Source organism: Vibrio gigantis (genome assembly GCF_024347515.1).
Classification (GTDB): domain Bacteria; phylum Pseudomonadota; class Gammaproteobacteria; order Enterobacterales; family Vibrionaceae; genus Vibrio; species Vibrio gigantis.
On sequence record NZ_AP025493.1, the window covers coordinates 1,633,578 to 1,659,771 of the forward strand.

Consider the following 26,194-nt stretch of genomic DNA (forward strand, 5'->3'; position numbering starts at 1 on the left):
ACTACAGCTTTTCTAGCGAGCTTCTATCCTTTTTACTAGCGACTCTCTTGGGATTTTTCACCGTTTTGATTGCCAGCTCAGGACTCCATGTTTGGGCTGATGCACCGGCTTCACCGTAAAGGCTTTGGTTTAGCTTAGTAAATTCGGTTTCAACGGTTTGCAACGCCTCATCACTTAGATCTGCATTTTCAGATTTCCATCGCTCAAACAAGGTTCTGAACATCACACCATCGTGCGCCTTTAGAGCGTTGACTAGCGCCTCTTCGGTATTGGAAGTTCTTTGTTCTGGGCGTTTCGATTGTGTGATTTTTCCACGGCGTGACCAGAAGTAGAATGCCATTGCTGAGCTGATTAGCCACAAAGCAGCGAATAGGGCGGTGAGATAAGGCCAGAAACCAGGGTTATCGACATTAATTACCGTTGGTGCTGTTTGTTGGAGCGGCGCGCTAGCAACTGGAGGTGCGCTTGATACAACACGATCACTTGCTGTTACTGCTAGCTCTAGGCCCAGAGCTTTACTGGTTTGTTCTGATTGAGCATCAGTATTGAACCAAGCTTGGGAAACATCAGGAAGCGAGATCTTTCCTGCTTCTTTTGGGATTAGAACCTGTTTGTACACCACAACCGCATCGCCGGACTGTGTGGTACCAAATTGCGGCTTTTCTTCATATACACGAACCGATTTAGGGTAGGTGATATTCAGTTTTGGTAGTTGGTGCTGCGTTAAGTTACTCGCCGTCATGGTAATAGTACGAGTTAGCGAATCACCTGCTTCCATTTCGATGGCTTGATTGCCACCTTCTAATCCTTTGTTATTGGTTAATTCGTTACCTTGGCTATCCGACCATTGCTGAATCAATTTGAAGTTAGAAGTTGGTAACCACTCACCTTTGTAGCCCTTTGGTACATCCTTCACGGTGACATCTAAGGTTTCAATAGGTGTGTCGAGTTGGAATAAACGTGTTGTACTAGAGTTGTTGGTTGAGTAGACAACGGCTCCTGTTAACTTCGGCCCGTTCAGCGTAAATTGACCAGCTTTTTGTGACGAGATACGGAACGACTGTTGAACTACCGTCACCTCCTTTCCATTGAGAACGTCTTGAAACTGCTTCGATTCCCCAATCGGTTCCACATCTAAGCCTGAAGAGCTCGGTGGTGCTATTTTCGGATCTTGTAGCCTTCTCGGATCCGCTTTAATGATCAGCTTTACATCAAGCTCTGCGGTTTCTTGTGGGTATAGTGAGCTCTTACTTAGAGTAAGTTGAAACTCAGCCATATCATGTTGAGTTGGCGCGGCTTTATTAACGGCAACATTGATGGTGATAGGCTTGGTTTTAGCCCCTTCAATATCAAAGCTCGGGATCTGTATTTGACCTAATCGCAGTGGAGCAAGGGTGATGTTCCACTCGCTTGACACCGAACGGCTACCATTAATGATTCGCATTGATGAACCAAAGCTTGGTGTACCGACATAGAAGTCTTGCTGAAGCTCGGTGAGATCTAGAGCATCAGAAGAGACTTTTTCATCGGTCGCAACTCTAAGTAGGAAGACTTCATCTTTAGTGACACTGTTCTGTGAAACACTCGCCACGGCATTAGCCGCCAATGCTGAAAATGACGAGAAAGCGCCCAACAGCAGTGTTAGGGCTATGGATAAAAATGGCTTATTTAGAAATCGCATGGTTACCACTTTTTGTTCTGGTTGTTAGGGGCACTTTTTTGTTGTGCTTGTAAAATCATTTGCGCTTTAAGCAGCTGGCTTGGATCTCGGACGCTCTCTACCTGCTCAAGCTTTCGCATATCCGGGTCATTTGATAGCGGCTTCTCTGAGGCTTGTGCTAAAGCTTGTTGACCATCTTTATCACCTTTCTCGTCTGAAGCTTGCTGTGCGCGTGCACTTTGAGGCTGTGACTTGTCCTGCTCTTTTTCCTCAGACTGGTTTGCTGTACTTGGCTGCTTAGATTGCTCGCCCTCTTGGTCGCCTGCGTTTGCACTCGATTGGTCTTTGGCTTGCTCTTGGTTTGCGTTTTGAGATTGGCTATCAGCTTTGATCTGTGAATTTTCAGCGTCTGCAGAGTTTTGCTGTTGATCCTGCGAGCCTTGTGAAGAATCATTTTGCTGACCTTGCTGACCTTGCTGACTTTGCTGACCTTGCTGACCTTGCTGACCTTGCTGACCTTGCTGACCTTGCTGACCTTGCTGACCTTGCTGACCTTGCTGACCTTGCTGACCTTGCTGACCTTGCTGACCTTGCTGACCTTGCTGATTTTGTTGGTCTTGGTCTTTTTGGTCTTTGGATTCAGAATTATCTTGCTGTTGCTGTTGCTGTTGCTGTTGCTGTTGCTGTTGCTGTTGCTGTTGCTGTTGCTTCTTCTGGGCTTGTTTGACGACTTCTAGGTTGTTTTTCGCATACTCATGATCAGGGTTGTTTTCAAGAATGCTTTGATACTCTTCGATCGCTTGATCGTACTTGCCTTGTTGTGCTTGAGCATTCGCAAGGTTGTAACGAGCACTTTCGTCAGTCAAACCTTGTAGTGTCTGCTCTGCGGCTTCGAAGTCTCCCGCTTTGTATTGTGAAATGCCTTTCCACTCTTGCTGTTTGAATTGTTCCGCAGCCTGCTGGAAATCTTCATCTTGATAAAGCTGATAACCTACTTGATTGTCGGTTTTCCATGGGCTTGCAAACGCAGCATTTGGTTGGCTAAATGATAAAATTACAGCCAATCCGCACCAAATAACGCCTTTTCGAAAAAGCCCAACCGCAGGTAGCAATAGGAATGGCAGTAGCCAGAAGCCATTGTTGACTCTGGTGTTGAGTGAGTTATTGGTTTTGGTCACTTCTGTCGTTGTTGCAACGCGGTCGAGATAGTTCGCAATGTGTTCAACATCTGAATTATCAAACTGCACTTCAGTAAAGGTGCCACCATAGCTGCGTGTAAGATCGCGCATGTTCTTTAAGTTGGTTCTTGCTACTACCGTCTGTCCAGAGTCGGTTTGCATCATCGAGCCAGTTGGCAACGAGATTGGTGCGCCACTTTCACTGCCTACCGTTAAGATAGATAGCGTCCAATTGCCACCAGATAGTAGCGAGTCGATCTCTTTCTTCTCTTGGTCATCGATGTCATCGGCAATGAGTACCAAATCACCTTGGTAGATCTTCGCACGAGTCATCATCTCAATCGCAAGCTTAACCGCAGCGGGGGCGTTGCTGCCTTGATAAGGCATGATATCTGGAGACAAGTTCGGTACTTGGCTCTTAATGGTGTTGATGTCTGACGTTAGCGGACTAATGGTATAAGCATCGCCAGCGTAAGCGACCATTCCGGTTAAGCCCTCTTTCCACAATGAGAGTAGATCGAGCGCTTTATATCGCACTTGCGTTAAACGGTTTGGTTTTATGTCGGTAGCGTAGAGCGACATTGACATATCCATCATCACAACTCGCGCCTGCGTTTTTTCAAAGCTTGGCTGCTCATTGTTTTGAAAGCTTGGCCCAGCTAATGCAATGACACCGACCAACCACCAGATACCAAAGTAAGTACTGCGGTTTTTAGACGGCTTGCTTGATTCTGGGGCTAAATATCGCGCGATATGAGAAGCAAATAACCCTTGTTTCGATTGTCTCTTGCTGAGCCACCAAATAGCGGGCAGGGCAACAAGTGCAAACAACCAATATGGGTAGATAAAAGTAAAGTTAGACATTGTTTCTCCTAATGGCTAACAGCATAAATGCGAAGAACATGGCAGCTGATAAAGGCCATACAAACCACTCTTGTTGTGGTCGCCATATTTTGGTGGCATTTGTCACGGGTTCTAACTGGTTGATAGTATCGTAAATCGTTGCCAGCTCTTTGCTGTCACGCGCTCGGAAGTATTGACCGCCAGTGCGTTTGGCAATTTCCATTAGCGTGCGTTCATCCAAATCTTGAGCGGTGTTTACTTTACGAGTCATGAAGAACTCTTTAACCATCATTTCGCCTGCGCCAACACCGACGGTGTAGATGGTTGCGTTGTACTTCTTGGCAATATCTGCGGCCTCTAGTGGGTCTAACACCCCTGCGGTATTACTGCCGTCGCTGAGTAGTACCATCACACGTTGAGGCGCATCACTATCAACAAAGGTCTTGGTCGCCAACCCAATGCCGTCACCAATCGCGGTTTGATTACCAATCAGCCTTAGGACGGCTTGATTGAGTTGTTGTGACAGCGTGTATCTATCCAAAGTCAAAGGTGTTTGTAGGTAGGCATGATCAGCAAAGAGTACCAAACCAACTCGGTCGCCTTTGCGGCGTTCAATGAAGTCACTCAAGACATGTTTCACTGCTGATAAGCGGTCGATGTACTCGCCATTGAATTGCATGTCCTCTTGGCTCATTGAATAAGAGAGGTCAACTACCAACATCAAATCGCGGTGCTTCGGCTGAAACTCAACGGGTTCGCCATACCAGACCGGACGAGCGCTCGCCGTTACTAGCAGAAGCCAAATAATGACTGATAACGCCTTTGGTAAGCGAGCACTCGGTGTTTTGGTATTACTGTCCTCTGGCAAAAATGGAAGCTTAAGAGCGCTGCTTGATTCTACTTTAGGTGAGAATAAGTAAATGAGAAACGGCAGTGGTGCGAGGAAAAACATCCACCACCAAACGAACTCGATGTTTAACAAGTTAGTGCTTATAAGATTAGTCATGACTACCTCGCTTTGGGGGCAGGGCTTTACGAAGCCACGTTTCGCAGTCGTCAACCAATTGCTGTTGGCTTTGACGCTGTTCGTCATTCATCGAAGTTGTATCTTGATAGAGCGACTGTTGCCACTGAGCTTGTTTCTCTACAAACAACGGCTTTTTCAGTTGCGCGTCTAAGAACTTCAACCAATCATCGCCGGCTAGGCCTGCTACTTTTTCTCGCGGGAAGTAGCTTAATGCTGCCTGGCGAAGAATGCGTTGTGCTTCGCTAGGAGATAAACGATCTGAAGACTGACTAGTCGTGAAGTAAGACAGCGCTTCTTGCTTTGGCTGTTGGTTGTTTTTTCTTCGATTTATAATAAAAAACACCAAGGCAATCAGGATAATGGCTGTGACAATCAATGCCCACCAACCCCACGCCAGAGGCCACCATGTTGGCGCATCTGGTGTAATCACAGGGCTTAAATCTAAGGGCTGCTTCATGACTGAGCTCCTGATATCTGGCTCATCAATGGCTGTGCACTCGACAACGAGCTATAGGGGATCGCGAGAGATAAACTCAACTCTTGTAGCTGCTGCTTTTTTAGTGAGAACGCGTGGTTGAGTTTTTGCTTCTCTTTGTTGGAGGAGAAGTTAAACCACTGCGTTTTACTGCCATCGGTGACTTGTTTCGAGCCTTTATAGGCCGTTTGACCTTGCTCTAGCGGGTCATAAAAATGTACCAGACGTACTCTGTTGTGTCGGCGTATTTGACTGATAAGTGAGTAATCACTTTCTTGGTAACGTACAAAGTCACTGAGGAGGATAATATCGCTTCCTTTTGGGCAAAGTTGATGAAGAGACTTCAATCCATGCTCTAAGGTAGTATCGCAACGATTATCGTCGTTGGTTAGCGCTGCATTATTGATTTCTATGACTTTTTGCAAAATACGCAAAGGAGCATGGTTACTGCCACTTGGTTTGATTTCTATGATCTCTTTACCGGTATCGATGACTGCGCCAATTCGGTCTTTTTGAGCGACGGTTAACCAGCACAGCTGACTAGCAAAGTGCGCAAGTTGAACCGATTTCAGCAATAAGGTTGAGCCGAAAATCATGCTGCTTGTTAAATCTAAGTACAAGATGACAGGTTGCTCTCTCTCTTCAGAGAACAGCTTAGTATGCGCTTTGCCTGTTCTTGCCGTTACTCGCCAGTCAATACTGCGTATGTCATCGCCCGCTTGGTATTGACGAACTTCTGAGAAATTCATCCCGCGACCTTTGCGGTTGCTTTCGTGTTGACCATTGAGCTGTGACCAGAGGCTTTTCGCTGGAGGCAACCATCGAACAGACTGCGATTTGTATTGCAGCAGTTCGTCCAGGTTCAGCATCACGCCGTCACTGTGGTTCGGTAATAAATTATTCATGCGCGTATCCCTATGCGCTACCAACCAGTGAAATAAGGTGTGCGATCACTTGGTTTGCAGTGACACCTTCAGCTTGTGCGTGGTAGCTACGAAGCAGGCGGTGACGCAAGACAGGAAATGCCATCGCTTGAACATCTTGTGGTGTGACATAGTCGCGGCCTGCAAGCCAAGCATGTGCACGAGCGCAGCGGTCGAGAGCAATCGTTGCACGCGGACTCACGCCCATATCTAACCACTGATCCAGTTGGTCGCTGTATTGCTTAGGTTGGCGAGTTGCCATTACCAATCTGATGATGTACTGCTCAATGGTATCTGCCATGTGGATATTGAGTACTTCTTGGCGCGCTTCAAAGATAGTCTGCTGAGAGATTTCCTGTGGCTGTACCGACTCGTTGCCTTGAGCTTCACCGCGGTTGAGTCGCAGGATCTCAAGCTCACTCTCCATATCTGGGTATTCAACTTCTAGGTGCAGTAGGAAGCGGTCTAACTGAGCTTCTGGAAGTGGGTATGTGCCTTCTTGCTCAATCGGGTTTTGTGTCGCCATGACCAAAAACAGTTCAGGCAGTGCATAAGTTTTTCGGCCTGCAGTAACTTGTTTCTCGGCCATCGCTTCCAACATCGCGGCTTGAACTTTGGCCGGAGCACGGTTGATCTCATCCGCTAGGATAAGTGAGTTAAAGATCGGCCCAGATTGGAACGTAAATTCCCCTGTCTCTGGTCGGAATATATCGGTTCCCGTTAAGTCGGCAGGCAGTAAGTCTGGGGTAAATTGAATGCGGTGGAAATCCCCTTCAACACAATCAGCCAGTGATTTGACTGCACGGGTCTTCGCTAACCCCGGAGGACCTTCAACCAGAATATGACCATCAGCAAGTAGTGCGATCATCAGTTGCTTTACGAGCTCTTGCTGACCAATGATTTGAGACTCTAAATAGTTTTGAAGGACTTCGAAATTTGTTTTGTGCATTTTGGACTCTCTGGGTATCCATTTGATCTTATTTTGTGTATTGGTCACTTTTCGATAGCAAAAAGTTCCGGTTCATCTACGTAATTTATTGTTTCAAAAATGGAATGACTCACAATCGGTTAGTTTTAAACACAGTGGATCATGATTTTTACCATATCAATCGACATTTATATAATAAAACTTGTACTTGGTGCGAATCTAATATCTTGATATTTATAATTAATTTTAAATTTGAACGGTGTATGCCTGTTTTGTTTTATGTGTATTTTGAATAGTTATTCCTGTTGCATTGTTTTTGCAGTTTTTTGCGAGAAAAGTCTCTAGTTTTATCAATCCTTGCCGATACATAACTCAGACTGTGCATTTCAGCTAGAGAGTGCACGAATAAGCCCTGTTTTGGGGATACGAATTAAGAGCGATTCTTTCTAAAGGTCCAAATATGTTTAAAACTAACTCTCTGAGTATTAAGCAAAAGGTAGTACTAGGTATTACTTTTGCGGTTCTTGCATCTACGGTCATTGTGGGCGCGATGGCGCAGCAGCAAGCAAGAGATGTATTAAGTCATCGATTGATCGATATTGAACTTCCGGGAATGTTAGAGCGAATCAATGGTGAAATTGACAGGGAAGTTTCTCAGTTATTGTTGGCCGCTGAGCAAATTGCTTCAAATGAATTTATTTCTGATGCAATCGAGTCTACAGACCGCGATCCAGCGTTAGAGAGTAAGTTGGTTAAACAACTGAATAATGTGCGTAACCAATACAACTTAAATGATGCTTCAGTAGCGAATCGTCAAACGGCGTATTACTGGAACCAAAATGGCTTCCTACGCCAGCTTAACCAACAACAAGATGGTTGGTTTTTTGGCTTTACTCAATCTGGGCAGCCAACCATGGTAAGCATGTTCCAAGAAGCTAATGGTGAAGTGAAGATGTTCGCTAACTACCAGCAGCCTTCTGGTCTAGCGATGTCTGGTCTATCAAAATCGATGGACGACATGGTGAGCCTTCTTAATGGCTTCAAAATTGAGAATACTGGTTTTGTGTTCTTAACCGACAGCCAAGGTGACGTGCAGATTCACCGTGAGCGTTCTCGCAGTGACTCTTCTCTTCAACAACTTTACGGTTCTCAAGCGAGCCAACTTCTGAATAAGTCAGGCTTTAACCTGATCACTACGGAAAGCCAAGGCCAAGAACTGTTTGTCGCAAGTTTGTATGTGTCATCAATGGATTGGTTTGTTATTGGTGTGGTTCCAACAGGTGAAGTGTTTGCTGAGCTCGATGAGACAGCACAAAAGATGCTGATCATGACGGCGGTTGTGGCATTAGCATTTATCTTGATGGGCGTAGTACTAGCGAACAGCATTACCCAGCCAATTAAGCTACTGGCTAAGCGTTTCAGTGACCTTGGTGAAGGTGACGGTGACCTTGCGCAGCGCATCGAAGTGAAAGGCAATGATGAAATCGCTCAGCTTTCAAAAGGCTTCAACGGTTTCATTGAGAAGATTCATGAGTCGATGAAAGAGGTATGCTCTACAAGCCAAGCGCTTCAAGTGGCGGCAGAGAGCGTTTCTAATAAAGCACACATCACCCACGACAACAGCCAAGAGCAACGAGATCAAACCCTTCAAGTCGTTGCAGCCATTAATCAGATGGGCATGACCATCAGCGAGATTGCATCGAACGCGGCAACCGCAGCAGAAACGGCAACACAAGCTTCGGGTAACACTGAAGTTGGTCGCTCTGTGGTAAACAAAGCAAAAGACGCAATCAGCCGTTTAGCGCAAGATATCGAAAGTACGGGGCAGGTAGTAGAGCAGCTCGCTTCTACAACACAGGATATCGGTTCTATTCTGGGTGTTATTCGTGATATTTCAGAGCAAACTAATTTACTCGCATTGAACGCAGCGATTGAAGCCGCACGTGCCGGTGAACAAGGCCGTGGCTTTGCCGTAGTAGCAGATGAAGTACGTAACTTAGCAAGTCGCACAGCAGACTCAACGGAAGAGATTCAGAAGATGATCAACCAACTGCAAAGCGATGCTAAAGATGCAGTAACGGCGATGAGTGCAGGTAAAGTGATTACGCTTGAAGGTGTATCGGCATCGGATGAAGCGGTTGATGTATTGGGTGGTATTTCTGACCGTATCGTTGACATTACCGACCGTAACACTCAAGTGGCAACGGCAACGGAAGAGCAATCAACCGTAGTTCATACCATCAACCAGAACATTGAAGAGATCAACGCAATTAACGAAGTGACAACTGGCACTGCTGAGCAACTTGCTGAAGCGAGCCAAGAGCTTCGAGATCTTTCTTCTCGTCTGGATAAGATGGTTGGTTCGTTTAAGCTTTAATTCCTTAGATCCGAAAATGGCTTAGGTTAGGGGCATAGACTAAGAGCTGGATTCATTTCATCGTGAATCCGGCTCTTTTTATTTATGGGCTTATTTTCTTCTAACTGACTTTAGCTTGATCTGGTTTCAGGCTTTACTTTCAATCAACCTAGCATCACAGAGCGGAAATGAGTAAAATCTTGTTAGGTTTAATATTTAGGTAAGTATCATGAGCGATTTTGAAAAAGAACTAGAGCAGATGACTCAAGAGATGGGTGATGAGCCAGAGGTAAAACTGCCATCAATTGAAGAGCAGAAAGCGATCGTTGCTGAATTTAAGCGACTAGAAGCTGAAGGCAAACTGACCCCAGAAATATTAGAAGCGCACTTTGGTCAGTTCAACAAGAAGAATGATACGCCAATCCACTAAGTTGACTTAGACAGGTTTCATGTCTGAAAGAAGTGATAATGCGGTTGGGTTTATAGCCTGACTAACAGATAAAGGTCTAGCACGCGCTAGGCCTTTTTTATTGCTTGTTGATTGCAGGTCTGCTCTAAAGAAAAATCCCCCTTACAACGTAAGAGGGATTTTAATTGGGCAAGTTATATCTTAAAGGCTTGGTGATTAGTCTGTGCCGTACTCTTTGTATAAACGACGACATGCGCGACCATCGCTGTGGAACAAGTGGCAACGGTGCGCTGGAATACCAATTGCTAGCTTGTCACCAGGTTCAACCGTTAGCGTGTCTGGTTGACGGTATATGACGTCAGCATCCGCGCTTTCAAGGTTTAGGTAAACTTGAGTTTCGTTACCTAGCTTCTCAACGATCATCACTTCACCTTCAATCGTTGCATCACCCGCTTCAGCAGACATCAAGTGCTCAGGACGAACACCCAGAGACATGCGGTCACCTGCATTGACTGTCGTTCCGTCAACAGGAATCCAGAAAGTCATGCCGTTAGAAAGTTGTACTAATACGCGTTCTGCTTCAGCTTGCTCAATATGTACAGACATAAAGTTCATCTTCGGTGAACCAATAAAACCAGCAACGAAACGGTTTTGAGGGTAGTGGTAAAGGTCAAGCGGCTTACCGACTTGAGATACATAACCACCATCAAGAACAACGATCTTATCCGCCATTGTCATCGCTTCCACTTGGTCGTGGGTAACGTAGATCATGGTGCAACCAAGCTGGCGTTGTAGTTTCGTGATTTGTGAACGCATTTGAACACGAAGTGCAGCATCTAGGTTAGATAGCGGCTCATCAAGCAGAAATACGTTTGGTTGAGAAACCAGAGTACGACCAATTGCAACACGTTGACGTTGACCACCAGAAAGCGCTTTAGGTTGACGCTCTAATAGGTGACCAAGCTGAAGGATTTCAGCGGCATGCTCAACACGTTTATCAATCTCAGCTTTATCAGCGTTCGCTAGCTTAAGACCAAAAGACATGTTGTCGTAAAGGTTAAGGTGAGGGTAAAGCGCGTAAGATTGGAATACCATACCTACGCCACGCTTTGATGGCTCAACGTCGTTCATGCGTTGGTCACCAATGTACAAATCACCAGACGTAATGTCTTCTAGACCTGCGATACAACGTAATAGCGTCGATTTACCACAACCTGATGGTCCAACGAATACTACGAATTCACCTTCGTTGATGTCTAAGGTTACGTCCTTAGAAATCTGTACATCACCATATGATTTATAAACGTTTTTTAACGTGACACTCGCCATCTAGCTTGTCCTCGATCGATCAAATTTTAAGTTTTACTGCTTATCATTATAAGAAATTTTTGGTTCAGCAGTAACTGTAGGAATTGGTAAGTATTGAGTGAGTAAGAAAAAAGTGGGTGAGACTTGGTTTCTTTAACCAAGCCCACCCATCATAGCCAAACTGATGCCCATTTCCCCCACATCCAGCTAAACCTCCCCCGTGATTCCATCACAGATTTAGCTCGATGCTAATATCAGGCACCAGCGGGCAGTGAAGCCAACTAAATGAATAATGCGTCAACGCATAACACTTGCCGGTAAAGGGTTCTTACTATCCACTCTTGGATGAATGCAGTTTCGGTGAATTGGCGTAAGGGTACATCCTCCTAATGGAAAATTAACAAGGGGGAGTAGGAGGGGAGGAGTAGATAAATGGGGTTATTAATAATTGGCGATCCAGTTCAAATAAATCCACCACATAACGGTGATGTTGATCACGATGAGTATGTGTTTTGTGATTTCAGTCTCTAATCTGACCGGATGGCGATCACGAATTTAAGCCATAATAGCTAGGGCGTAGTGGCTAGGATGATGAGCTAGGGTCTGTTTTCTCAGATCATAACCTCCGAAAACTGGCTCGTCTTGGTAGATGTGCCCTACGTATAAATATAAAAAGGATATTCACATGAAAAACGCTCTAAGCGCTGTAGCTCTAGGTACATTAGTTGCTCTGGGTTCTTTTGGTGCAAACGCTGCTATCGAAGAAGGACAACTAACAATCTGGGTAGGTGGTGATAAAGCTTACGAAGGCATGGCTGAAGTAGGTAAACGCTTTGAAGAAGATACTGGCGTTAAAGTAACAGTCGCTTTCCCTGACAAACTAGAAGAGAAATTCTCTCAAGTTGCAGCGGCTGGTGACGGCCCAGACATGATTTTCTACGCACACGACCGTTTTGGTGGTTTTGCGGAAGCGGGTCTTCTTGTTGATATCAAACCTTCTAAAGAAACTAAAGAAGGTATCGTAGACTTTGCATGGGACGCTGTTTCATACGAAGGTAAAACAATCGCATACCCTGTTGCTGTTGAGTCAGTTTCTCTAATTTATAACAAAGCGCTTGTTCCTAACCCACCTAAGTCTTGGGAAGAGATCCCAGCACTTAACGCTGAGCTTCAAAAAGATGGCAAGAAAGCGATCATGTGGCCTCTACGTGGCGGCGCTTACTTCACATGGCCTCTACTTGCAGCTGACGGCGGTTACGCATTCAAACAAACGGCTGAAGGCTACGACATTAAAGATGCGGGTGTAGCGTCTGACGGTGTTCAGAAGTCACTAGGTTTCATCGAGAAGATGGTTCAAGACAAAGTTATCTCTGCAGACATGGATTACTCAGTTGCTGAGTCTGAATTCGTTGCGGGTAACGTTGCAATGACAATCAACGGCCCTTGGGGCTGGGCAAACATCGAGAAAGCAGGCGTAGACTACGGTGTAACAACGCTACCTAAATTCAACGGTAAAGCGTCTAAACCTTTCGTTGGTGTATGGGCTGGTGGTATCAGCACTGCTTCTCCAAACCGCGACCTAGCGGTTGAGTTCATGGAAAACTACCTACTAACTGATGAAGGTATGAAGAGCCTAAATGACGACAAGCCACTTGGCGCTGTTGCTCTTAACTCTTTCCAACGTCAACTAGACAGCGATACTCGTATTGCAGCAACAATGGACAACGCGATGAACGGCGAAATCATGCCTAACATCCCTCAGTTCACTACATTCTGGTACAGCATGGAAGAAGCTATCGGCAACGTAGTTGATGGTCGCCAAACTGTTGACCAAGCATTAAAAGCTGCTGAAGGTCGTATGACTAAGTAACAACCAAGCACTACCTTTAAGGAGGGGGCAACCTCTCCTTACTTTTCTATTTTTATCTATATCGCTAGCAGGTTCCTCTATGCAGTCAGTTCAAGGTACAGATGCTATCCCAGCACCATCAAGCCTTCCAGGCAGTAAAAGCGTCTTCATCAAATGGGGGTTGCTTGGTAGCGTTGGCTTAATTAACGGCTACGCTACAATTCTAATGTATTCTCGCGGTGAGCTCGCTTTTGCGCTGCTTACAGTGATCTTAACGGCTTTGGCACTTTACATTTTTGGTAGTAAGAAAACTTACGCCCACCGTTATATTTACCCAGGTATTGCCGGAATGATCTTGTTCATTCTTTTCCCATTGGCATACACCGTAGGGCTTGCGTTTACAAACTACAGCGCAAAAAACCAGCTTTCTTTAGAACGAACTCAAACCGTTCTTTTAGATCGCACCTTCCAAAGTGGTGATAGCTACCCATTCACTTTGTACAAGACAGACGACGGCCACCAGATCGTGGTTAAAGATGGCGACCAACTGTTAGCAACTGACGTATTTTCTCTAGACAATATGATAGTGACAGAAATGGACCTGTCTGCGATCGAGTCTGCGCAAGGTGAAAAAGAGAAGATTAAAGCGATCATCCAAAACCGAGCAGCGATCAGTGGTGTTGATTTTAATCTACCAAATGGTGATGACATCCGCATGAGTGGCTTACGTAAGTTTGCTTCTGTTGCTCCGCTTTACACACTACAAGACGATGAAGAAACGTTAATCAACAATGAAACGGGTGAAGTTCTCAAGCCAAATATGGATGTGGGTTTCTACCAACCTGTTGATGCAAACGGTGAGTTTACGGGTAATACCATCTCTCCAGGTTTTGTGGTTAGCATTGGCACGCACAACTTTGAACGTGTATGGAAAGATGATGGCATCAAAGAACCTTTCATCAGTATCTTTATATGGACGGTTATTTTCTCGGTATGTACTGTGGCGTTCACACTGGTTATCGGCCTTGTGCTTGCAAACATCGTACAGTGGGAAGAGCTGAAAGGTCGTTCTATCTATCGTGTTCTACTGATTCTGCCTTACGCCGTACCAGCGTTCATCTCGATTCTTATCTTTAAGGGTCTATTCAACCAGAGCTTTGGTGAGATCAACATGGTGCTTGAGAATATCTTCGGCTTGAGCCCGAACTGGTTCTCAGATCCGATTCTTGCGAAAACCATGGTGTTGATTGTTAACACATGGCTAGGCTTCCCTTACATGATGATTCTATGTATGGGTCTACTTAAAGCGATTCCTGATGATTTATACGAAGCGTCAGCGATCGATGGTGCGAACTTCCTTGATAACTTCAAGCGCATTACGTTCCCATTGATGATTAAACCGCTTACACCGCTATTGATTGCAGCGTTTGCCTTTAACTTCAACAACTTTGTAATGATTCAACTATTGACGAACGGTGGCCCGAACATGATTGGTACTTCTGAGCCAGCGGGTTACACAGACTTGCTTGTAAGCTACACCTACCGAATTGCATTCGAAGGCGGCGGCGGTCAAGACTTCGGTCTAGCAAGTGCTATCGCAACGCTTATCTTCCTATTGGTTGGTGCACTAGCGTTACTAAACCTTCGTTTCACTAAACTGTCTCAAGATTAAGGAGCACGACAATGGCTATGGTACAAGGTAAAGGCCTTAAATACCGAGTATGGGCAACGCATGCAGTGTTGTGGTGCTTCTTGGCAATGATTATCTTCCCACTACTGATGATTATCGCAATCTCATTCCGTGAAGGTAACTTCGCAACGGGTAGCTTGATTCCGGATAATCCATCTTTGGAGCACTGGAAGCTAGCATTGGGAATTTCAGTAACGAACGCAGATGGCTCGGTAACGCCACCTCCATTTCCTGTTCTAACTTGGTTATGGAACTCGGTTAAAGTAGCGGGTGTTACGTCTATTTTGATTGTGGCATTGTCTACGACATCGGCTTACGCATTTGCGCGTATGCGCTTCAAGGGTAAAGAAACAATCTTGAAAGCGATGATGATTTTCCAGATGTTCCCAGCAGTACTGGCTCTAGTCGCTATCTACGCGTTGTTTGACAAGCTTGGTCAGTACATCCCGTTCTTAGGCTTGAACACACATGGCGGTCTAATCTTCTCTTACCTTGGTGGTATTGCGCTGCACGTTTGGACTATTAAGGGTTACTTTGAGACGATTGATAACTCACTGGAAGAAGCTGCGGCGTTGGATGGTGCAACGCCTTGGCAAGCATTCAGACTGGTTCTATTACCGCTGTCTGTGCCAATTCTAGCAGTTGTGTTTATCCTATCTTTCATTGCGACAGTTGGTGAAGTTCCAGTAGCTTCTATTCTGTTAACTGATGTGAACTCTTATACGCTAGCAGTAGGTATGCAGCAGTACCTATACCCTCAGAACTACCTATGGGGTGACTTTGCGGCGGCGGCTGTACTATCAGCACTTCCGATTACTATCGTGTTCTTACTTGCTCAACGTTGGTTAGTTGGCGGTTTGACGGCAGGTGGTGTAAAAGGATAAGCTATACCCTATAAGAAAGACAAAGAGCGACCTTTTAGGTCGCTCTATATTGGCATTTTTATTACATCATTTGGTTTGGCCGCCGATCAGTAATAAAAATAACCCTCAGGTTACGCATAGCTGGCTACTAATCAGGTTCCTTACGCTATTAATGATTAGTGGTTTTTGTAACTCTAACCCAGGTATTTACTTGGGTTTTTTTATGCCTGCTGTTTTTAATCTTACTTTTGTGTCAGCTTTACTCGTCAACAGTGTGCCCAGCGTAAATTTTGTGTTTATAACGGCTTGAGCATTCAAAGTTTCGAGTCACTTCTCTCCTAAATATCGACCACATCATCCCGGTTACTTGAGGAAATGAACTAGTCTTACAAATCAGACATTCAGTATAAGGGGCTATTGGTCTATTGATATATTGCTAATATTCCATTGCGTGATACTTCAATGATTTGTATGCAACAACTACTGAAATTGCATAAAAAATGGATATAGACACAATTGTGTATTTTAGAGTTTTTCTCGTTATTTATTGTGTTTATATAAGTTATCTGGGGTATGTATTTTGTGAAGTGTTTGGTTGAATATTGAGTTAGAACTCTTTACTTGAAGGAGCACATCCAAGGTGTTGCAGTAGTACATAGATACTTTCTTGATCCAGTGCCACGCGACGAAACAAGTCCGCAAACGTCGAGTCACCACCGAAGCACGTCTGGATGTAGTGATTAATTTCATTACTGTCGTAGCCCTCGACGTACAAGGTTCTAACCCATTGATACTCAACAGCCTTCAAATTGTTCAGTGTAGCTTCGCTAAGAGTGGGGCGTGTAACGCTCAAGTGTGGCTCCGGGAAATTCAAATACATCCATTATGATTGGCGGTATTTAATCAGAGCTAAATGACGACTTTATGACAGTCAAAATAATTCTTTGAACTCGTGTTGATTCATTTCAACCTTTGGCTGAGTATCACGCTCTTATTGCCGCATGGGGCAACTGGTTTGGCTGTGTAGAGCGCTAAGGTATCAAATAAATCAATGCCAAGCAGGTGCTTGGCATTGTAATAAGGTTTGTAGGGGGCAGTCGTTGGTGGGCCTTACTTGAGGTACTTCACGTGAGCTTCCATCTCTTCACCAATCTGTTTTCGCATATTCATTAGGCGAATAGCCGAATCTCGCAATTCGATGTCTTCTGGAGTTTCTGGTATCCACTCTGGCACTTTCGTTGGGTTACCATTTTCATCGACCGCAACCATAATAACGATACAGTGAGTTGTTAGGCGGTTATTGAGCTCTTTAGGGTCACTTGCTTGCACGTCGATAGCTATATGCATTGAAGATGAGCCGGTATAGATGACTTTTGCACTTACCTCTACAAGGTTGCCTACGTGAATTGGGGCAACGAATCGAATTCCACCAGCATAGGCTGTTATACAGTATTTACCACTCCAACCTGCAGAACAAGCGTAGGCTGCTAAATCGATCCACTTCATTGCTGCACCACCATGAACTTTACCACCAAAGTTCACATCCCCAGGTTCAGCTAAAAAACGCAGAGTAACGTCTCGTTTTCCATCTTGTCGGCTATTGTTACTGCTCATCTATCTTCCTTCATTATTATTTTGCTGCATAACATGCTTGTTACTTGCTAATAACAATATACTTAAGATGACATAAGTTAAAGCGGATAATCTCACGGTTAAGATTATTTTTTTCAAACAAATGAGAAGTTGATGAATATTGGTGTTTAAAGGTGTATAGCAAAGTAAATGAAGTTATATCAAGCAAGAGATTCGAAATATTGTGACAGTCTCTAGAAAGGTCGATTGGAAAAAAAACACCTAGCATAGTGCTAGGTGTTTCTAAGCCGTTAGGTACTCATCGCGGTACCTTTATAATGTTAGCCAACTAACCGTTGTTTTATCTGGTCTCGTTAAAGTGATTCTATCTTTATTACCACCAAAGTGGTAGTTAAAAGTCTTTATTGCTGAGCTCACTTTTACTGTTGTATGAAGTATAGATCCTTCGCGTAGATATTTCCTTTCGGATTGTTGTTTGGGAAGCCTTTGAGAGTATTTCGCACTAATCGAGTGTGATTGTAGTGATGTATAGGCATAACTGCTGCAGATTCATTTAAAATAGACTCAGCATGCTGGTATAAAGCAAAGCGATTAGTCTGATCTTCCGTCTTACTTGCTTGCTGTAAAAGCTCATCGTAGTCTGGATTACAGAAACCGCTTTCGTTTGCTGTGTGATCGCAAGTGAATGCTTCTAGAAGAGCAGAGGGTTCCGGGTAATCGCCGAATGCCCATGAACGAGCAAGTTGATAGTCTCCGGTTCCTTTCGCTGCGACATACGCTTTCCATTCCATGTTTTGCAACTCAACTTTTACGCCAAGTGGCTTCCACATCGAGGCAATCGCAATAGCTATTTTTTTATGATTCTCACTGGTGTTGTATGTCAGTGTAAATTTGAGTGGATTATCTTCGTTGTACCCTGCATCTTCAAGTAGCGTTTTGGCTTTTGTTAAACGCTGAGCGCTGTCCAAAGCACTAAATTCGGATAAAGGCGCTGTGTAGTCAGGAATATTATTCGGTGTCACGCTGTAGGCTTCTGGTTCACCTTGCCCTGTTACCTTATCTACAAGTATCCCACGGTCAACGGCCATGCTTAGTGCTTGACGTACTCTGACATCATCAAATGGTGCCTGACGAGTGTTGAACGAGTAGACATACGAACCTAGCAAAGCTTGTGCTTTAATTTGCTCAGGGCTCTCTTTGACAAGTTTTTGGTAGTACTCAAGCTGTACGCGATTGGTCATATCAATCTCACCAGACTGATAACGAATAAGCTCAGCGTTTTGAGACGATAAACCTAGGTAGGTTACCTTATTGATAACCGTTGAATCGTTATCCCAATAGTTTGGGTTTCTCTTCACTTCGACGTATTCATTGGGAACCCATTTACTTAGAGTGTAAGCACCGTTGGTCGCAATGTTTTCCGCGCGAGTCCATTGTTCCCCTTTTTCTTCAACCAATTTAGTTGGGAGAGGGAAGAAGGTTTTGATGCTCATTAAACTCATGAAGTAGGGAGTTGGCTTTGAAAGTGAAATTTCAACAGTGCGCTCGTCGATTGCTTTGATTCCAAGCTCCGAAGGAACTTTGTCCCCAGCAAGAATCTCGCTGGCGTTGACGATATTTGCAGTTGAGAACACAAATCCGGTGTTGTTGCCCGTTTTGGGAGATACAGCGCGCTGCCAACCAAACACGAAGTCTGCTGCTGTCATCGGATCACCATTTGACCACTTTAGACCGTCTTTTAAAACGAATGTAACCGTTTTGCCACCGTTGCTGAATGTCCAACTTTCAGCTTGTCCTGGAATGATTTGTCCATCGCTGTTCTCGATCACGAAGCCTTCAAACATGTCATTGACGATGATGTCTCCGGGCATGCCTGAATTGACGAAACTAGGATCTAGTGTGTTGGGCTCTGCGCCGTTGCCACGCACAAAATGTTGTTCTTCAGCGAGTGAAGTGCCAGAGGGCACAGAAGCGGCAATCGCTGAAGTTGAAGAGATAGCGATCAGCGATGAGATAAGCAGAGGTAGCTTTGGTTGAGTCATTGTAATTCCTTTTACAACTTAAACAGTACTTAATGCATTAAACATGAGTCGGTCACAGGTTGCAACACAGCAATTGTGCATTAACGGAATTTGAAAGCGATGTGAACAAAACGAAAATGCCTGCGGAGTAACGCAGGCATTCTTAAATGGAACTTGTATGTAGGCAGCTTAATGTAGGGACTGACCTAACTTTGTTGAGGTAGCGGCGCTTCCAGCCTTGGTTTTCTTTTGATTTGTGCAAGGATCACGCCTGAAATTACCATCACACCACCAATGATGTGGAACTGGTTAATCTCTTCGCCAAGCCATGTCGCGGCCAATACAATCGCAACAACCGGAAGTAAATTCATGAACATCGCACTGGAATCAGCACCGATGGTGTCAATCGCTTTCACCCACATCCAAGGTGCTAATATCGAAGCGGCGACCGCGGCGTAAGCTATCAATGGAATTGCTTGTTGAGGTGGTAAAAGCTGTTCGCTAGTAAGCCAAAGTGGCATGAGCATCGCGACGGCAAATAGGCCCTGCATGTAAATCACAACCCAGCTACTGATTGGCATTTTCCAGCGTTTCAATAACACACAGTAAGAAGCATAAACAAAGGCTGCAATTAGCATGTAGCCATCGCCTTGAGTTAACTCCTGATGCATGAAGAACAAAGGATCGCCTTTACCTAACATCAGAGCTAAGCCTGATAGTGACAACACACCACCAACAATACTCAAACTAGAAATTGACTTGTGCAACAAAGGAACGCTTAGGAATACACTGATCAACGGGACCAAAGATGTGATCAATGCCATGTTGGAAGCGGTTGTGGTTAAGCCTGCGTAGTAACCTAGAGATTGGTTCAGCACCATACCCAAAAAGCCTAGGAACGCTAACTTAGATAGGTTTGGTTTAATGACAGCCCATTGTTTTATCACTGGACGAATGCAGAAAGGTGTGAGAATTAACATCGCAAAAAACCAGCGGTAAAAACTCATCGCGCTAGGTTCTATGGTACTTGCAGCAAGCTTGTTGACGATTGCATTGGCGCCCCAAATACAGACTGTAAAAAATGGTAAGAGATAATGCATGTGAATTCCGTCGCAAATGAGTTGATGCGGCTAGTTTGACAGGTCGTTATACTTACAAGTATCTTTAGAAAGACATCAGGCGCGATAGGAAGACAAGTTTGAAAAAACACTCAAGAAACCTTCACCCATCCTTATCAATTGACAAGGCACCATCCAACGTATTTATGAATTTCGAAGCGTTTCTTTCGAACACTGAAACTCGAGTTCATAGTCACCCATGGGGACAGGTTCAATTGATCAGTGGTGGAATTCTTGAAATGGAGGCTGAGGGAACTCGCTTTTTGGCGCCGCCACATCTTGCTATTTGGGTGCCTGCTGGAGTAAGGCACTGTAGTTATAACCGTAAACCTTTGGATTACTGTTCGCTAAACATCGCACCAGATCTGACGCAGCACCTGCCAGAAAAAACCAGTCTTATAAAGATCACGCCTATTGTGTCTTCGATCATCGATGACTTTCGCGAGCGTGGAATAAATGTTGCGGAAACAGAGCAAGATCAAAGACTCGTTCAGGTACTGCTTGACCAGCTTGCGCAGCGTGAGGTTGAGCATCACTTTTTGCCTTCAACCGACAATAAGTACCTAGCACCAATATTGGCTTCTGTTGAAGAAAATCCAACCGATGAGGTGACGTTGAAAGATTGGGCTGAGCGTGTCCATACCACGGAAAGAACTCTTTCTCGCCACTGCCAGACGGAGCTTGGAATGAGTTTTACAGAGTGGCGATTGCGAGTGCGCTACCTATATTCAATGGACTTGTTGAGAAACGGTCAATCGGTCAAAGAGGTCGCTCTTACATTAGGTTATAACCAAGCAAGCCCTTTTATCACTATGTTCAAACGTTACGCGAACCAAACGCCAGAACAGTATAAGAACCGTTTGTTGTAATTCGATCGGATTCCCAAAAGAACGGATGTTTTCGCTAGCTAGTGAGTAGATAGAGCATAAGTGAATAGACATACCGTCAGTAAATACGTGCTGTATGATCTTATGGGGGCGTGTCTAATAGTCTGTATATTGTGTTCTGTTGTTCAGTGACATCGTCATAGTGTCTATTCAATAGAGCGCTTGTATTACCTACCTTGAACAATATGTATGTTTCTCCGTCGACCTCGAACCAATTGAACGTGCCGTGCTGGTTATGCGTGGTCATTGTTTTGCTTATCTTCATGAGATATACATCAGTATCGCAAGACATGCCGACGCACATAAGCCAAAGAAAGAAAAGAAAAACCACGAGCCCAAGATTGTTTTCTCTTTTCTTACCTCTTCATTACTTTGCTGCCAGCCAAGTTCACGGATCTGAGCTTTTGTAAGATTTAAGTCTAGCTTCTCGATGTATCTATTGAGTTCATCATTATGTATCGAGCTAATCATGTTCTATTTCCTCTAACCATTTGGTTGACATTTTAGAGTAGCTCTATGTTTGATTAAATCAGATATTTTATAACAAGCGTTTAGATAAATAGAACATGGTGAATAACTAAAAGCCTCTGTTGTGGAGGCTCTATGCTGTAAGAGCTCAGTCTGTGCCTACATTGTTACGACCCGACTTAGTACCCAGTTAATTCCATATAGCCAGAGCCGGAATGGGAGCCTCTAATTATTATTGGCCCTTCCCAATAGGGAACCGACAGTGGCATTTTGGCACTTGGATTGAGTGCTGAGGCGGTCAATTCTATTTGTTGAGTTGGAATTGAAATTTGCCACTCTGTTGGATACTCACGGCCATCGATTTTAGTTTGCCTGATAGCGGTTAAGCTTATGTCTTGTTGCTTAATCGTAATGCCGGAACCATCTTGATTCATCAACCTTGCGTGGGAATAATTAGCCTTGCCTGTTGTTGAGTTTCGAAGTTGAAACACCACCAAGCTGGTTTCACCACTCAGTCTTAGCGCAAACCAGTCCCACCCTTGTTGCGAGTCGAGCAAAAACTGCGAGCTCCATTCTCTGTCTATCCATCCTTTACCGAAAACCTGATGTGTTACGCCATCAATGACTACCTCCCCCGATACATTAATGAATGGTTGGCTGTAATAATAAGAAGCCACTTTTCCGTCGCTGCTTTTGGTGCTGTAGCCTTGCTCGCCTTGTTTCTGATATGACGAGTTACTGGTGAGTATTAGTGAGTAACTAAATTGTTCTGAATTGGCATTCAATGTCGCAGGGAAGAGGTCATCGGTAGTCGATGTCCATTGCCAGTCATCGAGATAGACCCGAAATGGTGACGAGCCAACACCCGCAAGTTCGGTTTGGCCGCGAGACCACTTTTCATCGGCGTAGTGTTTGTCTTTGGTCGTGACAGCGCTGTGTGCCATGTAGATTTGCTGACTTTGCCATGCAGTTTCCTTCGTGCTATTGCCGTTTTCCTGTGGAGCAGTCGCGAAGCGAAATTGTGTCCACTGCACGCCCAACGCATTGCCTTCTTCATCAATTAAGTTTCCGGTTAAGTACCACCATTCATGACGAAAATCAGGATGAGCCTGATGATCGATTGGGAAGGTGATGTCGACACCTTTTACTACCGGTGAAAACTGCCCTTTCTCGATTGCTGTTTCATCGTCAGTTTGTGTTTCAGTACCGAGTATTGAGCCCATATTTTGAGTTGTTTGTTGTTTAGAGTCGTGTCCAGACTCTTCACATCCTAAAAGGAACAAGATGCTAAGTGTGAGAAAGAAAACTCTGATTGGTCGATTCATCACAACACCTCGCTCTGCAAGCTAGATACCACTGGTTTACTGACTAAGCGCCAGAGTGGGATTAGAGTTGCGATCACAGCGACTAAAATGGTGATGGCTGCGATGCTGAGTGCATCACTCCAACTCCATAGGTAGTTTAAGCTCCAACCAAAGGCGCGCAGGGTAACGATGTCCGTCAACACATAACCGATCATAGCGCCGAGCGGTATGGCGACAATTAAGGTAAAGGTAACTAATACGACAATCTGCCCGACCACCATCGTCATCAACTTTCGTTGACTAACACCGAGCGCATACAACCTTGCAATGGCGGCTTTGCGTGCATCGAGCAACATGAAGCACGCACAGAACAACCCGATGACGGCGACCATCAAGGTGACACCATTCAGTGCGCGTGTAATGGCGAAGGTTTGTGAAAAGATATCTAAAGCGAGGGATTTGATCTGTGCTTGATCGTAAAGCTGGCTAGGGTGAAGATTCAGCTGTTGGCGCAGTTGTTCGTGCACCACTTGTGGATCGCCAGAGACTTTGATTCCTAAGCTGGTGGGTAAGTCAGTAAAGCCGCTTTCGAGCCATAAATTAGGTGCAAGCAATACTTCGCCATTCGGTGAACCGTAATCATGAAAAATCGCCCCGACAACGAGTGTTTTGTCTTGGAGCCCATCAAGCTTGAGTGAGCTTTCTAGTGACAAGCCGAGCTTCACCGCTGTGGGCTCGCTGATCGCCACTAATTCACCTTGGTAAAAGCGCGTCCAGAATTCATCAACGTGGGATTGGAACACCATGGTTTGCTCAAGTGTGTCTTTGTCTTTGGTGCCGAGCAAAGTCGGTAAGCCCTGCAAGTTATCATCGACGTAGTATTGTTTGTAGACGGTTTCAACGTTCTCCGACTGCTCTAACGCACGCTCCACATTCGCGATTTCACCTTGGGCTGGGCTAACGTAAATATCAGCATGCAATCGTTGTTCAAGCCATTGCTTTAACGTGGATTCAAAGCTGCCGACTAAAGTATTCATCCCTATATTGGCGGTGACGGCGAGAAGTAATGCCATCATGGCAAGGGAGAGAGGGGAGATCAGTTCACGCAGCTCAGCAAACAGATACTGTATTAATCCCGACTTGGTGCGCTGCTCGCTCCAATTTGCTAACACGCTGAGCGTTTTGGGTAGATACAAGGGAATCGACACGACTAAAATGCCTAGCCACGCCATGGTGAAGCGGTGATGTTCGCTTAACCATAACCCTGCTAACGCGAGAGTGGTTAATACTGCCCCGATAACAAACAGCTGATTTTCGTTTGACGTTTCCGGCGCTTGATAGAAACCGCCATGGGAAGAGAGTGGTTGTCGCACTCGCTGTTTAAAGTGCTGCCAACACGCGACAAGCGTTGCGGCCAGCGTAAGCAGCAGTGCCTGCACTAACCATTGCCACTGCCATGTGCCGGGAAGCAGTGTTGCACCATAAAGTTGTTCAAGCGTTATCGCGACGGTTGGATGCAGCCAATGGCTGAGTTGCATGCCGAGAATGAAACCAAGCGACGCGCCCAATGTGACTAAAAGAGTCAGCTCGACTAACAGAGCTGAAAATACGATGCTTGGCGCAATCCCGGCTTGTTGAATTTGCACTAACAGTCGATTGCGTTTGAGCAAGCTGTACTTCACGCCGTTGTAAGCGATGAACAAACCAACCAAGAATGCCAGTAAGCTCATGGCAGTGAGGTTGAGGTGAAAGCTGTCGGTAATAGATCCGAGATCGGTACTTTGATTATTGGTGATCCATTGACCTTGTTCTGCGATGAGATTCTGCCAGTTATATTGTGGTTGGTTCTTGATATCAAAAACGGCGATGTAGCTCAGTTGACCTTGTTTGTTGAGTAACTGCTGAGCGAATCCAATATCTATCAGCATTCGGCTACCCAGCTGCCATTCATCAGGCAGCACGACCACTTGGGTAACGATGTCATCTAGAGTGAGCGTGTTTACTTCTCCCAAGCTTTGATGTTGCGACTGACTCATCATCACTATGGGGTCGCCAGCTAAGAGCTGAGGTAGGGGAAGTGCATTATCAAAAAGAGATATGTTGTGTTCGTTCTCTTCGGAGTAGCGAGCTCTTGAGGTGAGTGCGGCGATCAGCTCACTGCCTTGGATTGACCAACGACGTCCTTGATTGTCTCTCACACGCCCTTCAATCACAGGTAGTACTGCGCTGAGTCCGTTTTGTCTTAGCTTGAAGTAGAGGGATTCAGGTAAGTAGTTTTGTCCTGCTGGTGGAATGATTAGGTTCTGAGCCTGGGCGCTCAGTTGTTCGGTGGATTCTGCATAGCTGCGTTTGGCATTCAAGTTGATGGCTTGTACAGCGACAAACAAGGTGACCGCTAGCACAATACCAATCAAGATCGCCGCAGCTTGCAAAGGAGACTGGCGATAGTGTGCGGCGAATAGGTTCAGCGTAAGTTTGGTGTGCGTGATCTCTAAGCGAGCAGCCGTATTAGTAGAATTAGCCTTTGGCATGAGTCATCTCACTGGCTTGATTTTGGTCTACAGGCTTAAGATTTCCATTGTCCAAGACCAGTTGTCTCTGCATAAAGTCAGCGCATTCAAGGCTGTGTGTCACCAATAATACAGCGGTGTTGCCTTGTGTAGTGATTTCACTAAGTAATTTCATCACCTCCAACCCTGCTTTATTATCTAGGTTTCCTGTGGGCTCATCAGCAAGCAGAAGTTTAGGTTTGTGAGCCAATGCTCGAGCGATCGCTACTCTTTGTTGTTGCCCACCAGAGAGCGCTGATACATGCCTATTGAGCAGGTCGCTGATGCCTAATGTTTCCACTAAGTAATCACACCAGTCGCCCCATTTTTGTTGATTCAAATGCAACGGGAACGCGATGTTTTGTTTTACGTTGAGTGGGGTTAGCAAGTTAAATTGCTGAAAGATAACGCCCAGCTTTTGATGGCGGAAGCGGTTCCATTGTGGGTCTTTCCAAACCGACGTGTTGTCACCATCGAGCCACAACTCACCACCTGAAAGTGGATCAAAGCCTGCGATGAGATTGAGCAAAGTACTCTTTCCACTGCCACTCGCACCAGTCAAAGCCACACTAGCGCCCGTCGCTAAAGTGAAATCGACACTGTCCAACACGCTATGGGTGTCTTTACCATCAACAAAGCTTTTGCTGGCCTGTTTAAGTGTGACAATTGGGTTTTCCATTCCCTCTCCTTATAACTAAACAAACCATCAAAGGTGTCGCTTAGTGGCAATTACCGTCTCAATAAG

21 protein-coding genes are annotated in these 26,194 nt (G+C 45.1%); 6 read left to right on the forward strand and 15 right to left on the reverse strand.

The annotated features are described in order from the left end of the window. Position 1: 1 nt before the first annotated feature. From OCV56_RS23280 to OCV56_RS23305, 6 genes are read right to left on the reverse strand one after another with little or no spacing between them, the layout of a single operon-like run. Entirely contained in the window at positions 2-1,681 is a 1,680-nt protein-coding gene (locus OCV56_RS23280; RefSeq protein WP_086714886.1) for a BatD family protein, read from the reverse strand. Positions 1,682-1,683: 2 nt separating this feature from the next. Then, entirely contained in the window at positions 1,684-3,702 is a 2,019-nt protein-coding gene (locus OCV56_RS23285; protein WP_150330726.1) for a vWA domain-containing protein, read from the reverse strand. Next, complete coding sequence (locus OCV56_RS23290; RefSeq protein ID WP_086712773.1) at positions 3,695-4,687, reverse strand: vWA domain-containing protein; 993 nt, start codon at positions 4,685-4,687, stop codon at positions 3,695-3,697. Before OCV56_RS23290 ends, OCV56_RS23285 begins: the two co-directional genes overlap by 8 nt. Next, positions 4,680-5,165: a DUF4381 domain-containing protein gene (locus OCV56_RS23295; RefSeq protein WP_086712774.1), complete on the reverse strand. Its 486-nt coding sequence runs from the start codon at positions 5,163-5,165 to the stop codon at positions 4,680-4,682. The genes OCV56_RS23290 and OCV56_RS23295 overlap by 8 nt, the downstream gene beginning before the upstream one ends. Continuing rightward, on the reverse strand, positions 5,162-6,088 hold the full coding sequence (locus OCV56_RS23300) for a DUF58 domain-containing protein (RefSeq protein ID WP_086712775.1): 927 nt from the start codon (positions 6,086-6,088) through the stop codon (positions 5,162-5,164). The genes OCV56_RS23295 and OCV56_RS23300 overlap by 4 nt, the downstream gene beginning before the upstream one ends. 10 nt (positions 6,089-6,098) lie before the next feature. Further along, a complete protein-coding gene (locus OCV56_RS23305) occupies positions 6,099-7,055 on the reverse strand; it encodes an AAA family ATPase (RefSeq protein ID WP_017633181.1) in 957 nt (318 codons plus the stop codon). 439 nt (positions 7,056-7,494) lie between these two features. Here OCV56_RS23305 and OCV56_RS23310 point away from each other — a divergent pair, with 439 nt between their 5' ends. Together OCV56_RS23310 and OCV56_RS23315 are read left to right on the forward strand one after the other, a co-directional pair. Continuing rightward, positions 7,495-9,411: a methyl-accepting chemotaxis protein gene (locus tag OCV56_RS23310; RefSeq protein ID WP_086712776.1), complete on the forward strand. Its 1,917-nt coding sequence runs from the start codon at positions 7,495-7,497 to the stop codon at positions 9,409-9,411. Positions 9,412-9,619: 208 nt separating this feature from the next. Next, positions 9,620-9,820 carry a chromosome partitioning protein ParA gene (locus OCV56_RS23315; RefSeq protein ID WP_086712777.1) on the forward strand — a complete coding sequence of 67 codons (201 nt, stop codon included), beginning with the start codon at positions 9,620-9,622 and terminating at the stop codon, positions 9,818-9,820. 195 nt (positions 9,821-10,015) lie between these two features. Here the strand turns inward: OCV56_RS23315 and malK are convergent, their stop codons facing one another. Beyond that, the gene (gene malK / locus OCV56_RS23320; protein WP_086712778.1) at positions 10,016-11,128 is read right to left on the reverse strand and encodes a maltose/maltodextrin ABC transporter ATP-binding protein MalK; all 1,113 of its coding nucleotides are present in this window, start codon (positions 11,126-11,128) and stop codon (positions 10,016-10,018) included. Between the two features lie 664 nt (positions 11,129-11,792). Between malK and malE the strand changes: the two genes are divergently transcribed. The 3 genes from malE to malG all read left to right on the forward strand — a co-directional run bounded on the left by malE (position 11,793) and on the right by malG (position 15,530). Beyond that, complete coding sequence (malE, locus tag OCV56_RS23325; RefSeq protein WP_086712779.1) at positions 11,793-12,977, forward strand: maltose/maltodextrin ABC transporter substrate-binding protein MalE; 1,185 nt, start codon at positions 11,793-11,795, stop codon at positions 12,975-12,977. Between the two features lie 79 nt (positions 12,978-13,056). Next, positions 13,057-14,628, forward strand: a complete 1,572-nt coding sequence (gene malF, locus OCV56_RS23330; protein WP_086712780.1) for a maltose ABC transporter permease MalF — start codon at positions 13,057-13,059, stop codon at positions 14,626-14,628. An 11-nt stretch (positions 14,629-14,639) separates the two neighbouring features. Beyond that, complete coding sequence (gene malG, locus OCV56_RS23335) at positions 14,640-15,530, forward strand: maltose ABC transporter permease MalG (RefSeq protein WP_017633186.1); 891 nt, start codon at positions 14,640-14,642, stop codon at positions 15,528-15,530. Positions 15,531-16,116: 586 nt separating this feature from the next. Here the strand turns inward: malG and OCV56_RS23340 are convergent. The 4 genes from OCV56_RS23340 to OCV56_RS23355 form a co-directional block, all read right to left on the reverse strand. After that, complete coding sequence (locus OCV56_RS23340; protein ID WP_373960268.1) at positions 16,117-16,389, reverse strand: hypothetical protein; 273 nt, start codon at positions 16,387-16,389, stop codon at positions 16,117-16,119. 230 nt (positions 16,390-16,619) lie between these two features. After that, a complete protein-coding gene (locus OCV56_RS23345) occupies positions 16,620-17,123 on the reverse strand; it encodes an acyl-CoA thioesterase (RefSeq protein ID WP_004737700.1) in 504 nt (167 codons plus the stop codon). A 398-nt stretch (positions 17,124-17,521) separates the two neighbouring features. After that, the gene (locus OCV56_RS23350) at positions 17,522-19,144 is read right to left on the reverse strand and encodes a peptide ABC transporter substrate-binding protein (RefSeq protein WP_086712781.1); all 1,623 of its coding nucleotides are present in this window, start codon (positions 19,142-19,144) and stop codon (positions 17,522-17,524) included. A gap of 185 nt (positions 19,145-19,329) precedes the next feature. Next, a complete protein-coding gene (locus OCV56_RS23355; RefSeq protein WP_086712782.1) occupies positions 19,330-20,223 on the reverse strand; it encodes a DMT family transporter in 894 nt (297 codons plus the stop codon). Between the two features lie 98 nt (positions 20,224-20,321). On the opposite strand from OCV56_RS23355, the gene OCV56_RS23360 reads away from it, so the two are divergent. Then, positions 20,322-21,110: an AraC family transcriptional regulator gene (locus OCV56_RS23360; protein WP_086712783.1), complete on the forward strand. Its 789-nt coding sequence runs from the start codon at positions 20,322-20,324 to the stop codon at positions 21,108-21,110. A gap of 279 nt (positions 21,111-21,389) precedes the next feature. Here OCV56_RS23360 and OCV56_RS23365 read toward each other — a convergent pair whose 3' ends face one another. From OCV56_RS23365 to OCV56_RS23380, 4 genes are all read right to left on the reverse strand, one after another. Beyond that, positions 21,390-21,599 carry a hypothetical protein gene (locus tag OCV56_RS23365; protein WP_086712785.1) on the reverse strand — a complete coding sequence of 70 codons (210 nt, stop codon included), beginning with the start codon at positions 21,597-21,599 and terminating at the stop codon, positions 21,390-21,392. Between the two features lie 176 nt (positions 21,600-21,775). Further along, a complete protein-coding gene (locus OCV56_RS23370; protein WP_086712786.1) occupies positions 21,776-22,921 on the reverse strand; it encodes a lipocalin-like domain-containing protein in 1,146 nt (381 codons plus the stop codon). Then, entirely contained in the window at positions 22,921-25,431 is a 2,511-nt protein-coding gene (locus tag OCV56_RS23375; RefSeq protein WP_086712787.1) for an ABC transporter permease, read from the reverse strand. Before OCV56_RS23375 ends, OCV56_RS23370 begins: the two co-directional genes overlap by 1 nt. After that, positions 25,418-26,128, reverse strand: coding sequence for an ABC transporter ATP-binding protein (locus OCV56_RS23380; RefSeq protein ID WP_086712788.1), 711 nt, complete (start codon positions 26,126-26,128; stop codon positions 25,418-25,420). Before OCV56_RS23380 ends, OCV56_RS23375 begins: the two co-directional genes overlap by 14 nt. Between the last annotated feature and the right edge of the window lie 66 nt (positions 26,129-26,194).